At 66.7% G+C, this 14,353-nt stretch carries 15 protein-coding genes; 8 read left to right on the plus strand and 7 right to left on the minus strand.

The genetic code is table 11. The annotated features are described in order from the left end of the window. Window positions 1-17: 17 nt before the first annotated feature. A complete protein-coding gene (locus H507_RS0104670; RefSeq protein ID WP_022909557.1) occupies window positions 18-320 on the minus strand; it encodes a hypothetical protein in 303 nt (100 codons plus the stop codon). Between the two features lie 162 nt (window positions 321-482). Between H507_RS0104670 and ychF the strand changes: the two genes are divergently transcribed. Then, window positions 483-1,556 (plus strand): redox-regulated ATPase YchF, encoded by a 1,074-nt coding sequence (ychF, locus tag H507_RS0104675; RefSeq protein WP_022909558.1) that lies wholly within the window; start codon window positions 483-485, stop codon window positions 1,554-1,556. Window positions 1,557-1,772: 216 nt separating this feature from the next. On the opposite strand, the gene H507_RS0104680 is transcribed toward ychF, so the two are convergent. Continuing rightward, a complete protein-coding gene (locus tag H507_RS0104680) occupies window positions 1,773-2,039 on the minus strand; it encodes a hypothetical protein (RefSeq protein ID WP_157438876.1) in 267 nt (88 codons plus the stop codon). 343 nt (window positions 2,040-2,382) lie between these two features. Here H507_RS0104680 and H507_RS0104685 point away from each other — a divergent pair, with 343 nt between their 5' ends. Further along, complete coding sequence (locus tag H507_RS0104685; protein WP_245558818.1) at window positions 2,383-3,357, plus strand: phosphotransferase family protein; 975 nt, start codon at window positions 2,383-2,385, stop codon at window positions 3,355-3,357. A 139-nt stretch (window positions 3,358-3,496) separates the two neighbouring features. Here the strand turns inward: H507_RS0104685 and H507_RS14755 are convergent, their stop codons facing one another. Then, window positions 3,497-4,684, minus strand: a complete 1,188-nt coding sequence (locus H507_RS14755; protein ID WP_022909561.1) for a glycoside hydrolase family 26 protein — start codon at window positions 4,682-4,684, stop codon at window positions 3,497-3,499. Between the two features lie 120 nt (window positions 4,685-4,804). Here H507_RS14755 and H507_RS0104695 point away from each other — a divergent pair, with 120 nt between their 5' ends. After that, on the plus strand, window positions 4,805-5,218 hold the full coding sequence (locus H507_RS0104695) for a hypothetical protein (RefSeq protein WP_040437425.1): 414 nt from the start codon (window positions 4,805-4,807) through the stop codon (window positions 5,216-5,218). A gap of 88 nt (window positions 5,219-5,306) precedes the next feature. On the opposite strand, the gene H507_RS17945 is transcribed toward H507_RS0104695, so the two are convergent. Beyond that, window positions 5,307-5,480, minus strand: a complete 174-nt coding sequence (locus tag H507_RS17945) for a hypothetical protein (protein WP_022909563.1) — start codon at window positions 5,478-5,480, stop codon at window positions 5,307-5,309. 147 nt (window positions 5,481-5,627) lie between these two features. On the opposite strand from H507_RS17945, the gene H507_RS0104705 reads away from it, so the two are divergent. Continuing rightward, window positions 5,628-6,026 carry a YchJ family protein gene (locus H507_RS0104705; RefSeq protein WP_022909564.1) on the plus strand — a complete coding sequence of 133 codons (399 nt, stop codon included), beginning with the start codon at window positions 5,628-5,630 and terminating at the stop codon, window positions 6,024-6,026. A 39-nt stretch (window positions 6,027-6,065) separates the two neighbouring features. Continuing rightward, window positions 6,066-6,458: an SRPBCC family protein gene (locus H507_RS0104710; RefSeq protein ID WP_022909565.1), complete on the plus strand. Its 393-nt coding sequence runs from the start codon at window positions 6,066-6,068 to the stop codon at window positions 6,456-6,458. Window positions 6,459-6,596: 138 nt separating this feature from the next. On the opposite strand, the gene H507_RS0104715 is transcribed toward H507_RS0104710, so the two are convergent. After that, entirely contained in the window at window positions 6,597-7,628 is a 1,032-nt protein-coding gene (locus H507_RS0104715) for an aldo/keto reductase (protein WP_022909566.1), read from the minus strand. Between the two features lie 130 nt (window positions 7,629-7,758). Here H507_RS0104715 and H507_RS0104720 point away from each other — a divergent pair, with 130 nt between their 5' ends. Continuing rightward, the gene (locus tag H507_RS0104720; RefSeq protein WP_022909567.1) at window positions 7,759-8,118 is read left to right on the plus strand and encodes a GatB/YqeY domain-containing protein; all 360 of its coding nucleotides are present in this window, start codon (window positions 7,759-7,761) and stop codon (window positions 8,116-8,118) included. A gap of 57 nt (window positions 8,119-8,175) precedes the next feature. Here H507_RS0104720 and ppk2 read toward each other — a convergent pair whose 3' ends face one another. After that, on the minus strand, window positions 8,176-9,072 hold the full coding sequence (gene ppk2, locus H507_RS0104725; protein ID WP_026377782.1) for a polyphosphate kinase 2: 897 nt from the start codon (window positions 9,070-9,072) through the stop codon (window positions 8,176-8,178). Between the two features lie 226 nt (window positions 9,073-9,298). Here ppk2 and H507_RS14760 point away from each other — a divergent pair, with 226 nt between their 5' ends. Beyond that, the gene (locus H507_RS14760; protein WP_022909569.1) at window positions 9,299-11,824 is read left to right on the plus strand and encodes a glycogen/starch/alpha-glucan phosphorylase; all 2,526 of its coding nucleotides are present in this window, start codon (window positions 9,299-9,301) and stop codon (window positions 11,822-11,824) included. Window positions 11,825-11,973: 149 nt separating this feature from the next. Here H507_RS14760 and trpB read toward each other — a convergent pair whose 3' ends face one another. Next, a complete protein-coding gene (gene trpB / locus H507_RS0104735; protein WP_022909570.1) occupies window positions 11,974-13,176 on the minus strand; it encodes a tryptophan synthase subunit beta in 1,203 nt (400 codons plus the stop codon). A 181-nt stretch (window positions 13,177-13,357) separates the two neighbouring features. On the opposite strand from trpB, the gene H507_RS14765 reads away from it, so the two are divergent. Continuing rightward, complete coding sequence (locus H507_RS14765; protein WP_051139633.1) at window positions 13,358-14,353, plus strand: alpha/beta hydrolase; 996 nt, start codon at window positions 13,358-13,360, stop codon at window positions 14,351-14,353.

Raw genomic sequence — 14,353 nt, forward strand, 5'->3', positions numbered from 1 at the left:
GCCAGTCGCGACGCTGGTCAGGAGCCGCTGGCTGCGAGCACTCCGCTGAGGACAACGAGGAGGATGGTGAGTACGAACCCGACAATGGCGACGATGCTCAGCACCTTGCCGATGATGTAGCCAGTCTTGAGGTTTCCCTCGAAGGCGTAGGGAGCGCCCGCCGCGATTTCTTTCTTCGCCTTGCCGCCCATGTACCACGCGATGAACTGGGTGATCCCGGTGATGAAGCCAAGAACTGCGAGGATGAGGACTGCGGTCCCCTGAGGGTGCTCGGCCCTGGCGCCGTAGGCCTGCTGCTGGGGAACGTAATTCTGGGACATGGAAGCTCCTGAAATGATCAATGCCCGGATGGACGTCACGAGTATGGCAGCGCGCCGGGTCAGCATTGTGGCTCGCCACAGCGTGTTTTGGATACCGGGGGTACAGGCGCGGACGAGGGGGTCGGCGCCTAGTGAGGGTGTGGGCCGGTAGGATTGCCCGACGTGGCACTCACCATCGGCATCGTCGGGCTCCCCAACGCGGGCAAGTCCACCCTCTTCAATGCGCTCACCCGCAACAACGTGCTCGCCGCGAACTACCCGTTCGCCACGATCGAGCCCAACGTCGGGGTGGTGGGCGTTCCGGACTCGCGGCTGGCCGACCTGGCGAAGATGTTCCATTCGGCGCAGATCCTGCCCGCGACCGTCAGCTTCGTCGACATCGCCGGAATCGTGAAGGGCGCCTCGCAGGGCGAGGGGATGGGCAACGCGTTCCTGGCGAACATTCGCGAGGCCGACGCCATCTGCCAGGTCACCCGCGTCTTCCGTGACGCCGACGTGACGCACGTGGACGGGGCGGTCAACCCGAGCAGCGACATCGAGACGGTGACCACCGAACTGATCCTCGCCGACCTGCAGACCCTCGAGAAGGCCATGCCGCGGCTCGAGAAGGAGGCGCGCATCAAGAAGGAGTCCCAGCCCAAGCTCGCCGCGTGGCAGCAGGCGATGGACTCGCTCAACGCCGGGGTCGGTGTGTACGCGGCTGGGCTCGACCTGGAACCGCTGCGCGACCTGTTCCTGTTGACTGCGAAGCCCTTCCTCTACGTCTTCAACTGCGATTCGGACGAACTCGGCGACGAGGACCTCAAGCGGCGCATGCGCGAGATCGTAGCTCCGGCCGAAGCCATCTTCCTCGACGCCAAGATCGAGTCGGAGATGGTCGACATGGAACCCGACGAGGTGCGCGAGTTTCTCTCCGACATGGGGGTGGACGAGCCGGGCCTCGACATGCTTGCTCGCGTCGGTTACGAGACCCTGGGGCTGCAGAGCTACCTCACGGCCGGTCCCAAGGAGGCCCGGGCGTGGACGATCCACCGCGGGTGGACGGCTCCTCAGGCGGCGGGGGTCATCCACACCGACTTCGAGAAGGGCTTCATCAAGGCGCAGGTGGTCAGCTTCGAGGACCTGATGGCCGCGGGGTCGGAGCAGGCCGCGAAGGCCGCTGGGAAGATGCGGCTCGAGGGCAAGGACTACGTCATGCAGGATGGCGACGTGGTGGAGTTCCGCTTCAACGTGTAGGAGTCCAGCCTTTCCGCCTAGCTGGGCTGCGGGACTGGTACGACTCTGCGGCAGGGCGGGCGTTCAACCGATCGTTCCCCATGCTCAATCTCATAGACGCACTCGCCACAGTCTCCGTGGCGGTCACTGTCGATGCCGGAGCCTGCATGTTAGCTCCAGGGTGGCTGCATGAGTCGCAATCCCCTAGAGCGCGCAGTGCTTTGAATCTGCGCCGACTTAGACGACCGTGGCTTGATGCTCGTCTCCCTGATCGAAGAACGCGTGGACGTAGTCATCGATCCCGAGTGGGCTGTCGCGCATGAGAGAGAACACCTCAGCGCCCTGCATCCGCTTGGGAAACGGGCCGGTCATCTCGTATGACTGGTAGAGGTCGCAGTCGGTGCCGTGCAGCTCATCGGCATATTCGCGGCTTGCCGATTCACACTTGGCGATCGCGTCTCGGTGACTCTCGGCTCGCCAGAGGGTGACTCGCTCCTCGTACACGTATGACCCGTTGTCGCTCTCGAACCGAGTGAGCGACCTCACGCCGTAGTGGTTCATCGGTATGCCTCCCGCTGGTGAGATTGTCAGCAAGGCTAGCGGTCGGTGACCCTCTGTCCATGGGTCATCTGGCATGCGGAAATGCCTATCGGCAGCGTCATGCGGTGGAGTTCCGCTTCAACGTGTCATGGCGGGCCGCAGGACGCATCCCACTGGTCCCGAAGGATCGTCCGTCAGACGCTTCGCAGGGTTGTCGCCCTGCCGAAGTGGTGGCGGCCTTGGACGATGCCTCCCGGGATCGGACACGTGCAAGGCTGGTGTCGTGTGTGACCGCCCGGCATCCCCAGTGAATGAGTCGTCCAATGATCCGGCACTACGCAGGGTCCTCGCGGCAGCGGGTCTGCCGTTGGAAGGACACTTCGTTGCGAAGGCCGGCTGGGTGAGTCAGGCCTGGGTTGGCGACGAGTACGTGGTGCGGGTCAGCGAGGGACGCTTCCGCGATGCGTACGACCACGAGGCGGCTGTCGTCGGGATGCTCGAAGGCAGTCACGTCCCTCACGCCCGTCACATCGCTCATGGGCACGGCCCTGACGGCCCCTGGTACATCTCCGAACGACTGCCGGGTCGGACCCTGCACGACGTCTGGCCATCGGCGGACCAGGGCACCCGCCGGTCCATGATCGAAAGCATCGGTTTCGCACTGCAGGCTCTCCACCGCGTTCCTGTCCCGGCCGATCTGCTCCCTCCTTGGCTCCGGGACGCGCTCGCTGGCAAGCCATGGCCCGCGTTCCACCCGCCCGTCGTGGGCGCGGCGCTCCAGCAGGTTGAGGCTGCACCGCACCGACCCGGTCACGACATGCGTCTGCTCGCAGACGTCGCTGCATGGATCCAGGAGCGGCTCGCTCTGTTCCTTGCCGATGAGCACGTCCTCGTCCATGGGGATCTCCATGGATCCAACGTGATGGTCGACGACGGGCGAGTCACTGGCATTGTCGACTTCGCGGAGGCATTGTCCCAGCCGGCAGATGCCGAGCTGGACACCCTGCTTCGCTGGTGCGCCAGAGCGGAAGAGTTCCCGCCCACGCCTCTCCTACGAGGCCTCGATCCAAGCTCTCTGGCCGAGGTCCCGGGATGGCTGCGCCATGCCTATCCAGAGCTGTTCGAACGCGACCGGCTCCGAGAACGGCTGGACTTCTACGACATGTACATGGAACTGGCCCTGTACGCCCATCACCCGCAGCTCGACATGCGTCAAGCGGCGGGTGCCCGCATCTCGCGCCTTCTCCTCGGTCACAACCACATTGATCGACTCGTCTGGTAGGTCTTCGTCCTCCACGCCCACCCAGCGACGACCAAGCTGGCACGACGATCACGTTCCAGCGGCAGATGGCGGGTCCGGGCGCGTTGTTTCCATGACGCGCATCACCGACGGACGATGCAGGGGGAGTCACACCGCGGGGTTACTCAGTGTGGAGCGGCCCATACCGGAGCCAGGCCGGCAAGTCCTTGACGAAGGCCGTCCGCACATCTGGGTCCTGGGCGACCGTCCAGTCGACCCGCGCCCTGACCTCGGCCTCGTACTTGTCCCACTCGAACCAGTTGACCATCCTCAAGGCCGGGAACCGTGTGGGGATGTCGGCTGCGAGCACCTGCTGCCACCACTCCTGCTTGATCGCCAGGGCGTTCGACGCGTCCCGCTCGGTGTTGACCAAGGCCGCTGTCTCGACGATGGCCAGGGGCTTGGAATGTCCGACGGCGTACTCCGCGTAGAAGTCCGGGACGGCGAGATCATTGCCCCCGGCCCCGTTGTAGGTGCCGGTGAGTTGCCGGACGAACTTGTCCCGCTCCGGGACCACGTTCGCCCCCCAGGGGTAGGTGTTGCCCCAGTGGTACAGGGACATGCCCACCCAGTCGACCGCTGCGTCGCCGGGGTAGTACGGGGCGTAGGGGTCGTCGGTCCCGTCCACGATCCCGTCATGGTTGGTGTCGAGGGCGTCGAAGTCGGCAGTGCCCTTCGTGGCGACGTATCGGCCGCCAGTGAAGGGGTAGCCGCCGCCATAGTTGGGAGCCCACATGGTCGCGCTCGACGGCGTCGAGTGCACCGCAGCGGCCAGCGTGCGGAACGCTTCAACGTAGGCAGTCGGCTGCTGACCCCACGCGTACCAGGATCCGTTCATCTCCTTCCCGAACCGGACGATCACGCCCACCCCCGACTCGTTGATCCTCGTCAGCAGCGCCACCAGGTCGCTCAGGGCTTCTTCCGTTCTGGCCGCTGGAAGTCCTTCGTTCGGCTCGAGGGTGAGCAGCAGGACGGCTCCCTGGCGGCGAACCTGACCCGCTGCGGCTTCAACGTTCGTGCGGTCGGTGTCGGTCAACGGGAAGCCTGAGAAGTTCACCGCCACCGCCGGGTTGTGGCCCAGGTGGCTGGCGTACTCGGCGAGTTGCTCGCGGGACCAGTCGAGGCTGACCCCGAACATCACGCCGGTGCCTGAGCCGACGGGTCGCTCGGGGGCTTGTGGAATGGGGGTGGACGGGGCGGGAACAGTGGACGTGGGGGCAGCGGCCCGGTCGCTCGATGAGCACGACGTCACCGCGAGGAAGGCTGCGAGGCCCGCGGCTGCCGTCAGGGCCCGTCGCGTCGTCTGCACCGCAGCACTCTAGTCCGACGATCGTGTGGCCTTTGGCAGCAGGGAGGCAGCCCGACTGGACCGCACCGAAACGCTGCCCCTGTAGCTTCAGGGCATGAATCCACAGCGCTGGAGGTGCGTGTGACCGCACATGTGGCCAACGAGTTGCTGTCGCGGTTGTTGGGCGAGCGAATGTACTCCGTCGAGTTCGTCCTCAATGACTACGTGCAACTGCGATTCGACGGCGACCCGGGCGCAGGCAATCCCGTGATCCTCAACAGCTACGTGTGGCCGCAGGTCGAGTCGCAGGGCCGTCGGTGGAACGAGTCCGACCTCGGGTACGCCGATGCCCTGCGAAAACTGGTTCCCGGGACGGTCATGTCGACGAGCGAGGCCACCGGTCAGGGGATCCGAATCGGTCTGGACACCGGTGCCGTGGTCATCCATCCCACCCGGGACGAGGTCTTCGTCGAGATCGCCGAGGTGATGGGCTTTCGAGACGGCGCCGGAATGGTGTGGCGACCCGGCGAGGACAGCTTCGAAGACGTCATCTGACCCCCTCTGATCGCGGCGCGTGTCGGACGCGCCTCGCCCACCCGACCCCACCGGCGAGGAGGGGCAAAGCACGCGGGTGAGGTAGCTGTCAGGGGGCCGTCCGACCCACGTACCGGAACCAGAAGGCAGCGAACAGCAACACAAGCGCCACGTTCGCGGCGAGCCGGGGCAAGAAGTGCCCGCGGAAGAAGGCCAGGTCGACGCCCACCACGGTCACCACCAGCGCCAACCCGTAGAGCAGGGAGACCAATGATCTGGACATGGGTTGCCTCGAATCCTGAAGGATGAACGGTCCGGCCTTGGGCGGACGGCATCGTCGTTCGAGGAAGGTCTGTACCCATTCTCCTCCTCCGACCAACGGCGTCCTGCCTGGGACGCCTCCATCGGCCCGACCGCTACGCTCACCGCCATGGCCAACCCAGCTGAGCGCGACCTCGCGGGAGCGTCGTCCCTCGCCCGCGAGTGCCCCTGCGGCGGCGGTGACTACGGTCGATGCTGCGGTCCCATCCATCTGGGAACGCCTGCGGAGACCGCCGAGGAGTTGATGAGGTCCCGCTATTCGGCGTTCGTGCTGGGGCTAGGGGAGTACCTGGTCACCACGTGGCACCCGCGCACTCGTCCCGATCACGTCGACACATCGGGGGTCGTGTGGACCGGAATCGACATCGTCGACGTGGTCGACGGTGGCGCGCAGGACTCCCGGGGCGTGGTGGAGTTCGTGGCCCACCACACGGGGGGTGACCTGCACGAGCGATCGCGCTTCGAGCGCCGAGCCGGACGATGGTTCTACCTCGATGGAACGTCCTGATCCTGCGCCCGGCGGCCCGATCGCGACGACACTGGTGACATGCAGAGCCGACATGTGAGCCGCGTCATCGCGGCCCCCTTCGCCACCGTCCACGACTACGTCCGCGAACCGGATCACCTGCCGCTGTGGGCCGAGGGCCTGGCCCAGGCCGAGGTGTCGCGAGAAGGGGACGACCTGGTCATCGCCTCACCGATGGGGCAGGTGCGGGTGCGCTTCGTCCCCCCAAACGACTTCGGAGTGGTCGACCACGACGTCACGATGCCCAACGGGGTCACCCAGAACAATCCGATGCGGGTGCTGGTGCACCCCGAGGGAAGTGAAGTGGTCGTCAGCGTGCGCCAACTCGACCTCACCGACGAGGAGTTCGAGCGCGATTGCGCGCAGATGGCCGCTGACCTCGACCGGTTGGCGGAGTTGCTGGAGCGGTCCTGAGGGGTGTCGTGGGAGCGGACGTGATCTCGACACGCGGCTCGTTCCTCACCCCTACTCGATCGACGGTGGAGGTCGGCCCCTCCTCGATCGACGTTCCTCGGCCCGACCTGATCGGCCGGGCCGAGGACTCGTCCGTGATCAGCGCCCGAAGGAGAGCTCCCGGCTGCGCTGGCCAACTCCACGCTCGCCGTAGGGGTAGTCCGGAAGCACCGGGCGCGACACCTCGTCCAGCGCCTTGGTGTGGGCCTCGTCGAGATGCACGTCGGCCATCTTGAGGGCCTCGTCCAGTTGCTCGGTCGTGCGGTTGCCGAGGATCGGTGCGGTCACCATCGGACGATCCGCCACCCACGCCAGCGCCACCTGGGCCATCGTCAGCCCGGTCTCGTCGGCGACGCGGCGGACCACGTCGAGGATGTCCCAGGCCTTGTCATCGGACTGCTTGTCGGCGTAGTTCTCCATGCCGCGGTTGGGGTCCTCGCCCAGCCGGGTGGCGCCGGTCGGGGCCTGCTCGCGGGAGTACTTGCCGGTCAGCCAGCCGCCGCCCAGCGGGCTCCACGGGATCAGACCGATGCCGTACTGCTCACAGGCGGGCACGATCTCGAGCTCGATGTAGCGGGTCAGCAGGTTGTACTGGGGCTGCAGGAGCACGGGGTGCACCATGCCGCTGGCACCAGCCAGTTCACTGATGGCCGCGATCTGCCAACCGATGAAGTTGCTCAGCCCGAAGTAGTGGATCTTGCCCTGGCGCATGGCGTCGTCCATGAACCTCAGCACCTCGTCCAGCGGGGTGAAGGGGTCGAACGCGTGCACCTGGTAGAGGTCGATGGTGTCGACCCCCAAGCGGCGCAGGCTCGCGTCGAGTGCCGAGGTCAGGTGCTTGCGGGAGAGCCCGACACCGTTGGGGTGCTGGCCGGTGGGGAAGCGTCCCTTGGTCGCGAGCACCACCTCATCGGCGCGGCCGTCCTTCTGCCCGAGCCAGCGCCCGATGATCTCCTCCGACACCCCGCCGTTGTAGACGTCGGCGGTGTCGATGAAGGTGCCGCCAGCCTCCACGAACGCGTCCAACTGTGCGTGCGCGCCACGCTCGTCGGTCTCCTTGCCGAAGGTCATCGTGCCCAGACAGAGCCTCGAGACGCTGACCCCGGTGCTGCCCATCGTGCGGTATTCCATGGTGGTTCCTCACTCCTCGAACAAGAAATAATGACCTGCCAATTCTGTCAGCCGAACCCGCGGCCGGCAGGGGTTGCCGGTCAGGCGCGCAAGGAACTGCGCGTGGCCCGCCGTGTGGTGAGGTGGGACCATGACGATTCGCGACCAGATCCAGTCCGCTCTCACCGAAGCGATGAAGGCCCAGGACACCGTGGCCGTGGGCGCCCTCCGCAGCGCCCTGTCGGCCATCGGCAACGCGGAGGCGCTGCCGGTGAGCATCGTGCCCTCGGCCGGTGCCATCGAATCGGCGGTCGCGTTCGGGTCGGGGGAGTCCGATCGGCTGTTGCTCGACGACGACCAGCAGCGCGAGGTGGTGGAGAAGGAGGTCGCCGAGCGCGAGGCCGCCATCACCCACTACGACGAACTCGGACGATCCGACGCCTCCGAGAAGCTGCGCGCCGAGGTGGCGACCCTGCGAGACCTACTGGCCGGCAGGCCCCACGAGGCCTGACCGAGCCCGGCTCGGGCAGAGTCCAGTCCTGACCGAGCCCGTCCAACCGCAGAGGGGTCAGTCGCCCTGGCTGTGCTTGGCCCGTCGGACGATCTTGTCGTCGGGCGCATAGACCACCGAGTTGTCACGCCCCTCGTAGTCGAACTGGTACAGGAACGAGCGCATGGCGTTGATGCGGGCGCGCTTCTTGTCGTTCGACTTCACCGTGGTCCAAGGGGCGAGCTTCTTGTCGGTGCGCAGCAGCATCGCCTCCTTCGCCTCGGTGTAGTCCTCCCACTTGTCGAGCGACTCCAGGTCCATCGGCGACAGCTTCCACTGGCGAACCGGATCGAGCTGGCGCAGCGCGAACCGGGTGCGCTGCTCGTCCTGGGTGACCGAGAACCAGAACTTGGTGAGCGAGATGCCCGAGTCGACGAGCATCCGCTCGAACAGCGGCGCCTGCCCCATGAAGATCTCGTACTCATCCGGCGTGCAGAAACCCATCACCTTCTCGACGCCTGCCCGGTTGTACCAGGACCGGTCGAACATGACGATCTCGCCAGCGGTGGGCAGGTGCTCGGCGTACCGCTGGAAGTACCACTGGCCCTTCTCGCGTTCGGTCGGCGTGTTCAACGCAACCACGTGTGCCGCACGGGGGTTGAGGTGCTCGGTGAACCGCTTGATCGTGCCCCCCTTGCCGGCCGCATCCCGTCCCTCGAAGACGATCACGTGCTTGGCGCCGGTGTCCTGGCTCCAGTACTGGAACTTCAGCAGTTCGATCTGCAGCGCGTACTTCTCCCGTTCGTACTCGGGACGCGACATCAGCTCGTCATAGGGGTAGTCATGGCGCCAGGTCTCGGATGCCTTGCCGTCGGGGGAGATCAGCTGCGGGTCCTCAGCCTCGGCGCCGACGATCCGGTACCCCTCGTCCTTGAGATGGTCGATGTACTCCCGCATGTTCATGCGCTGCTTCATGGGCCCAGCATTCCGTACACGGGTGACAAATCGGTGAACCACGCCTCGCCCCGAGACCCAGCCGCCGGGCCCCCGGTTGCCGGGTCGTCCTCGGGAAGGGGGTCCGGACGAGCCGGGCACAGGGAGGGTCGGGCCGGCGGCCCGTGAGGTTCTTTCACACGGCTGTGACCAAAGCGATACCGGCCGGTTCGGGCCCCCTGGCGACCACCCATTAGGGTGTCGTTCCATGGTGCCTCCTCAGACTCCGGTCGGACCCCAGAAGCCCGTCACCCATCCGCTCGGCCTGGCCCCGGTGGCCTCGCCGGCGCACACCTCCGACGGCCTCGTCCGGACCTTCCTGTACGAGCTGAACACCGAACAAGGGCGAACGCTGTCGCGATCGACGGCTCACGACCAGTACCTGGCCCTGGCGCGCACGGTGCGGTACTACCTGATGGCCCGCTGGCTGGAGACCAACCGCAAGCAGCGTGAGTCCGGCAGCAAGATGGTCGGCTACCTGTCCGCGGAGTACCTGCTGGGACGACAGCTCAGCAACGCGCTGCTGGCGGCCGACCTCAACGACGTCGCCCGCGAGGCCATGGAGTCGCTGGGTCTCGACCTCAACCAGCTCAAGGAACTCGAGGTGGAGCCCGGGCTCGGCAACGGTGGCCTGGGGCGTCTCGCCGCCTGCTTCATCGACTCGGCCGCCACCAAGAACGTGCCCACCATCGGTTACGGCATCCGCTACGAGTACGGCATCTTCCGCCAGACCTTCGTCGACGGCGCACAGGTGGAACAGCCCGACACCTGGCTCGAGCTCGGCAACCCGTGGGAGTTCCCTGACCCGGAATCGTCCGTCGTGGTGAACTTCGGCGGCCAGACCGAGAAGTACGTCGACGACGCCGGTGTCGAGCGCACCCGCTGGGTGCCCGCCTGGAACGTCAAGGGCGTGCCCTACAACTACATGGTTCCCGGCTACCGCAACGGCCGGGTGAACACGCTGCGGCTGTGGAGCTCGGTGGCCACCAACGCGTTCGACCTGGCGATCTTCAACTCCGGCGACTACGCTCAGGCGGTCCGCGCCCAGACCTTCGCCGAGAACATCACCAAGGTGCTCTACCCGGAGGACTCCACTCCCCAGGGCAAGGAACTGCGGCTGCAGCAGCAGTACTTCTTCGTCACCTGCTCGCTCTACGACTTCCTCGACAACGAACTCGGTCCCGACTTCGACCTGCACCGGCTGCCCGAGCGGATCATCTTCCAGCTCAACGACACCCACCCGGTGATCGCGGTGCCGGAACTGATGCGCATCCTCGTCGACGAGCGTGGGCTCGAGTGGGACGAGGCCTGGCAGATCACCCAGAAGTGTTTCGCCTACACCTGTCACACGCTGCTGCCCGAGGCGCTCGAGGTCTGGTCGACCGAACTGCTCGGACGCCTGCTGCCGCGCCACCTCGAGATCATCTACCGGATCAACGAGGAGTTCCTCAAGACGGTGCGCGAGAAGTTCGGCCCCGACGAGTGGCGCGTCCGGCGCATGTCGATCGTTGCCGACCACCCCGCCCAGTCGGTTCGGATGGCGAACCTCGCCTCGGTCGCCGGCGTCAAGATCAACGGCGTCGCCGAACTGCACTCCCAATTGCTGCGTGACAAGGTGCTGCCCGACTTCAACGAGCTGTGGCCCGAGAAGTTCACCAACGTCACCAACGGTGTCACCCCGCGTCGGTTCATCAAGATCGCCAACCCCGGCCTGTCGTCGCTGATCACCAGCGCCATCGGACGAGGCTGGCTGACCGACCTCGAGCGACTCGGTGAACTCGAGCCCTTCGCCGAGGACGAGCAGTTCCGCCAGCAGTTCCGCGAGGTCAAGCAGGCCAACAAGGCGCGTCTGGTCGCGCTGCTGGAACGCCGCGACGGCATGCACCTGCCCCACAGCGAGTCGGGCCAGGGCCACCTGCTCGACGTCATGGTCAAGCGACTGCACGAGTACAAGCGCCAGTCGATGAAGCTGTTGCACGTGGTCTCGACCTACGAGCAGGTCATCCACGGCCACGTCGACCCGACGACCCTGACCCCCCGCACCGTGGTCTTCGGGGCGAAGGCCGCCCCCGGCTACCGCGTCGCCAAGGAGACCATCCGGCTGATCAACCGGGTGGCCCACGTGGTCAACAACGACTCCCGCATGCAGGGCATGCTGCACATCGCCTACCCGCCGAACTACAACGTCACCCTGGCCGAGACCCTGATCCCGGCGGCCGACCTGTCGGAACAGATCTCGCTGGCAGGGCAGGAGGCATCAGGCACCGGCAACATGAAGTTCGCCCTCAATGGTGCCCTCACCGTCGGCACCGACGACGGCGCGAATGTCGAGATCCGCAAGCTCGTGGGCGACGACAACTTCTTCCTGTTCGGCATGGACGAGCCTCAGGTCGCCGAACGCCAACGCCAGGGCTACCGGCCATCCGAGGTCTACGAGTCCGACCCGCAGTTGAAGGCCGCCATCGACCTGATCGCCTCGGGCACCTTCTCCGACGGGGACCCCCGCGGGTTCGACTCGATCGTGTCGAACCTTCTCTCCGAGGACCGGTTCATGGCCCTGGCCGACTTCCGCTCCTACGTCGACGTGCAGAAGAAGATCGAAGAGAAGTACGCCGACACCGAGGTGTGGACGAAGGCGGCCATCCTGAACGTGGCCCGCAGCGGTTTCTTCTCGTCCGATCGTTCGATCAGGGACTACCTGCAGCGCATCTGGGGCGTCGTTCCCGAGATCTGATCGGCCTCCCGGCTGGACCTTGCCGGTCCAAGTGGATCCATAACCGTCCCGTGGGGCGACATGTGGCCCGTGGTGGGCAACATTCGCCGCCAGGGGACGATTCTGGATCGCCCCGGGCCGGTGTCTGGTCGTGCGGCCCGGGGCGAAGGTCAGTTCCTCGAGCGCTGGGCCAGGACCTCGGCGACGTAGTCGACGTCCTTGTCGCCGCGTCCCGACAGGTTCACGATGATGACCTTGTCGGGACCCAGTTCGGGGGCCAACTTGAGAGCGTGCGCCACGGCGTGGCTCGACTCCAGGGCAGGGATGATCCCCTCGAGGCGGCTGAGCAGGCTGAACGCGTCGAGGGTCTCGTCGTCGGTGGCCGAGACGTAGGTGACCCGCCCCGTCGACCGCAGGTGGGCGTGCTGGGGGCCCACCCCCGGGTAGTCGAGACCCGAGGCGATCGAGTGCACGGGCGAGGGGTTGCCCTCGTCGTCCTGCAGCACGATCGTCTGCATGCCGTGCAGCATGCCGGGGGTGCCCTTGCTCATGGTGGCGGCGTGGCGGGGGGTCTCCAGCCCCTCTCCGGCGGGTTCGACCCCGTAGATGGCGACCTCCGGATCGTCGAGGAACGCGGTGAACAGTCCGAGGGCGTTCGAACCGCCACCGACCGCGCCGACGAGGGCGTCGGGCAGCCGTCCCTCCTCGTCGAGGATCTGCTGCCTGGCCTCCCGCCCGACCACGGACTGGAAGTCGCGCACCATGGTGGGGTAGGGATCGGGTCCGACCACCGAACCGATGCCGAAGAAGACCTCGTGGTAGTCGTTGGCGAAGGTGGTGAAGGCCGAGTCGACGGCCTCCTTCAGCGAGCGGCCTCCCTCGGTGACCTCGACGACGGTGGCACCCAGCAGTTGCATGCGGACGACGTTGGGGTGCTGCTTGGCGACGTCGATGGCGCCCATGTGGATCTCGCACTCGAGCCCGAGGAGCGCTGCTGCCGTGGCCAGTGCGACACCGTGCTGACCGGCGCCGGTCTCGGCGATCAGCTTCTTCTTGCCCATCCGCTTGGCGAGCAGTGCCTCGCCGATGCAGTGGTTGATCTTGTGGGCACCGGTGTGGTTGAGGTCCTCGCGCTTGAGGTAGATGCGCGCCCCTCCGGCGTGCTCGGTGAGCCGTTCGGCCAGGAACAGCGGGCTGGGGCGTCCGACGTACTTCTTCAGCAGTCGTTCGTACTCCGCCTGGAAGGCCGGGTCGGCCTTCGCCTCCTGGTAGGCCTGCTTCACCTCGGCGATCGGGGTGACCAGGTGCGGGGGCAGGAAGCTGCCTCCGAACTCTCCGAAGAAGCCGTTGTCGTCGGCGTGGAAGTCGCTCATGGGGATCCTCTCTGGGCGTCGTCGCCACTCGTCCCCGAGGCTATCGAGGGCCGCTGCGGTCGGTCGTCCCGGGTCACCACTCGGATGCACCCACGATGCCCCCGGCGGAGGGTCCACAAGGTGCCCTGCGCCAGATGACCAGAACCGGTCTGCCAGATGCTCGGTGCCTAGAGTGGGCACCATGAAGGCGACCCAATTCGACCTCGAGGTCAACGGAACGCGGCTGGGGGGCCGCTCGTGGCTGCCCGACGCCCAGGACACGCCAGATGGTCGCGCTCGTGCCGCGCTGGTGATCGTGCACGGGGTGGCGGAGCACGGCGGACGATATGCGGCCTTCGCCACGACCGCCGCGGAGCAGGGGATCGCCGTCTTCGCCGTCGACCATCGCGGTCACGGCCTCACGGCGGGGACGGTGTCACGCGCCGGTCACGTCGCCGACCGTGGCGGGTGGCAACTGATCGTCGACGACCTGCGGGCCGTCGTCCGGCATGTCAGGTTCCGGCACCCCGATGTGCCGGTGGTGCTGCTCGGCCACTCGATGGGTTCGCTGGTGGCGCGTGAACTGGTCACCCAGCCGCCCCTGCTGGTCGACGGGATGGTGCTGATCGGACCGCCCGGCCATCCGGGGGCCAAGGCTGCCGGGGCGGTGCTGGCGTCTGCCATCGTGCGCACCCGAGGGGCCGAGCACCGCTCCAAGCTGCTGGACCGACTCACCTTCGCCGGTCACAACGCTGCCTTCTCGCCCGCCCGCACCGATCGGGACTGGTTGTCGGGGGTGCCCGAGCAGGTGGACTCCTACCTGGCCGACGAGTGGTGCGGTTTCGTCTGCTCGGCCAGTTTCATGCGTGACTTGGCCAGGGCCGCGGTCAGGGTCAACAGCCCCGAGAACGCCGCCTCGACCCCGCACGACCTGCCCATCCTGCTGTTGGCAGGTTCGGACGACCCGGTCAGCAACTCTGGCGTCGCCGCCCAGCGCGCTGCGGTCGCCTACGAGGCGGCGGGGGTCAAGCGGGTCGAGGTGAACATCTACCCGGGCGGGCGCCACGAGTTGCTCAACGACGTGATGGCCGCCGAGGTCACCCACGACATCCTTGCCTTCGTGGACACGTTGGCGTTCGGCGACAACCCCGAACCCGGCACCAGCACAGGCACGGGCACCGGCACCGCCACCGACTGA

Source organism: Aestuariimicrobium kwangyangense DSM 21549 (assembly GCF_000421525.1).
GTDB lineage: Bacteria > Actinomycetota > Actinomycetes > Propionibacteriales > Propionibacteriaceae > Aestuariimicrobium > Aestuariimicrobium kwangyangense.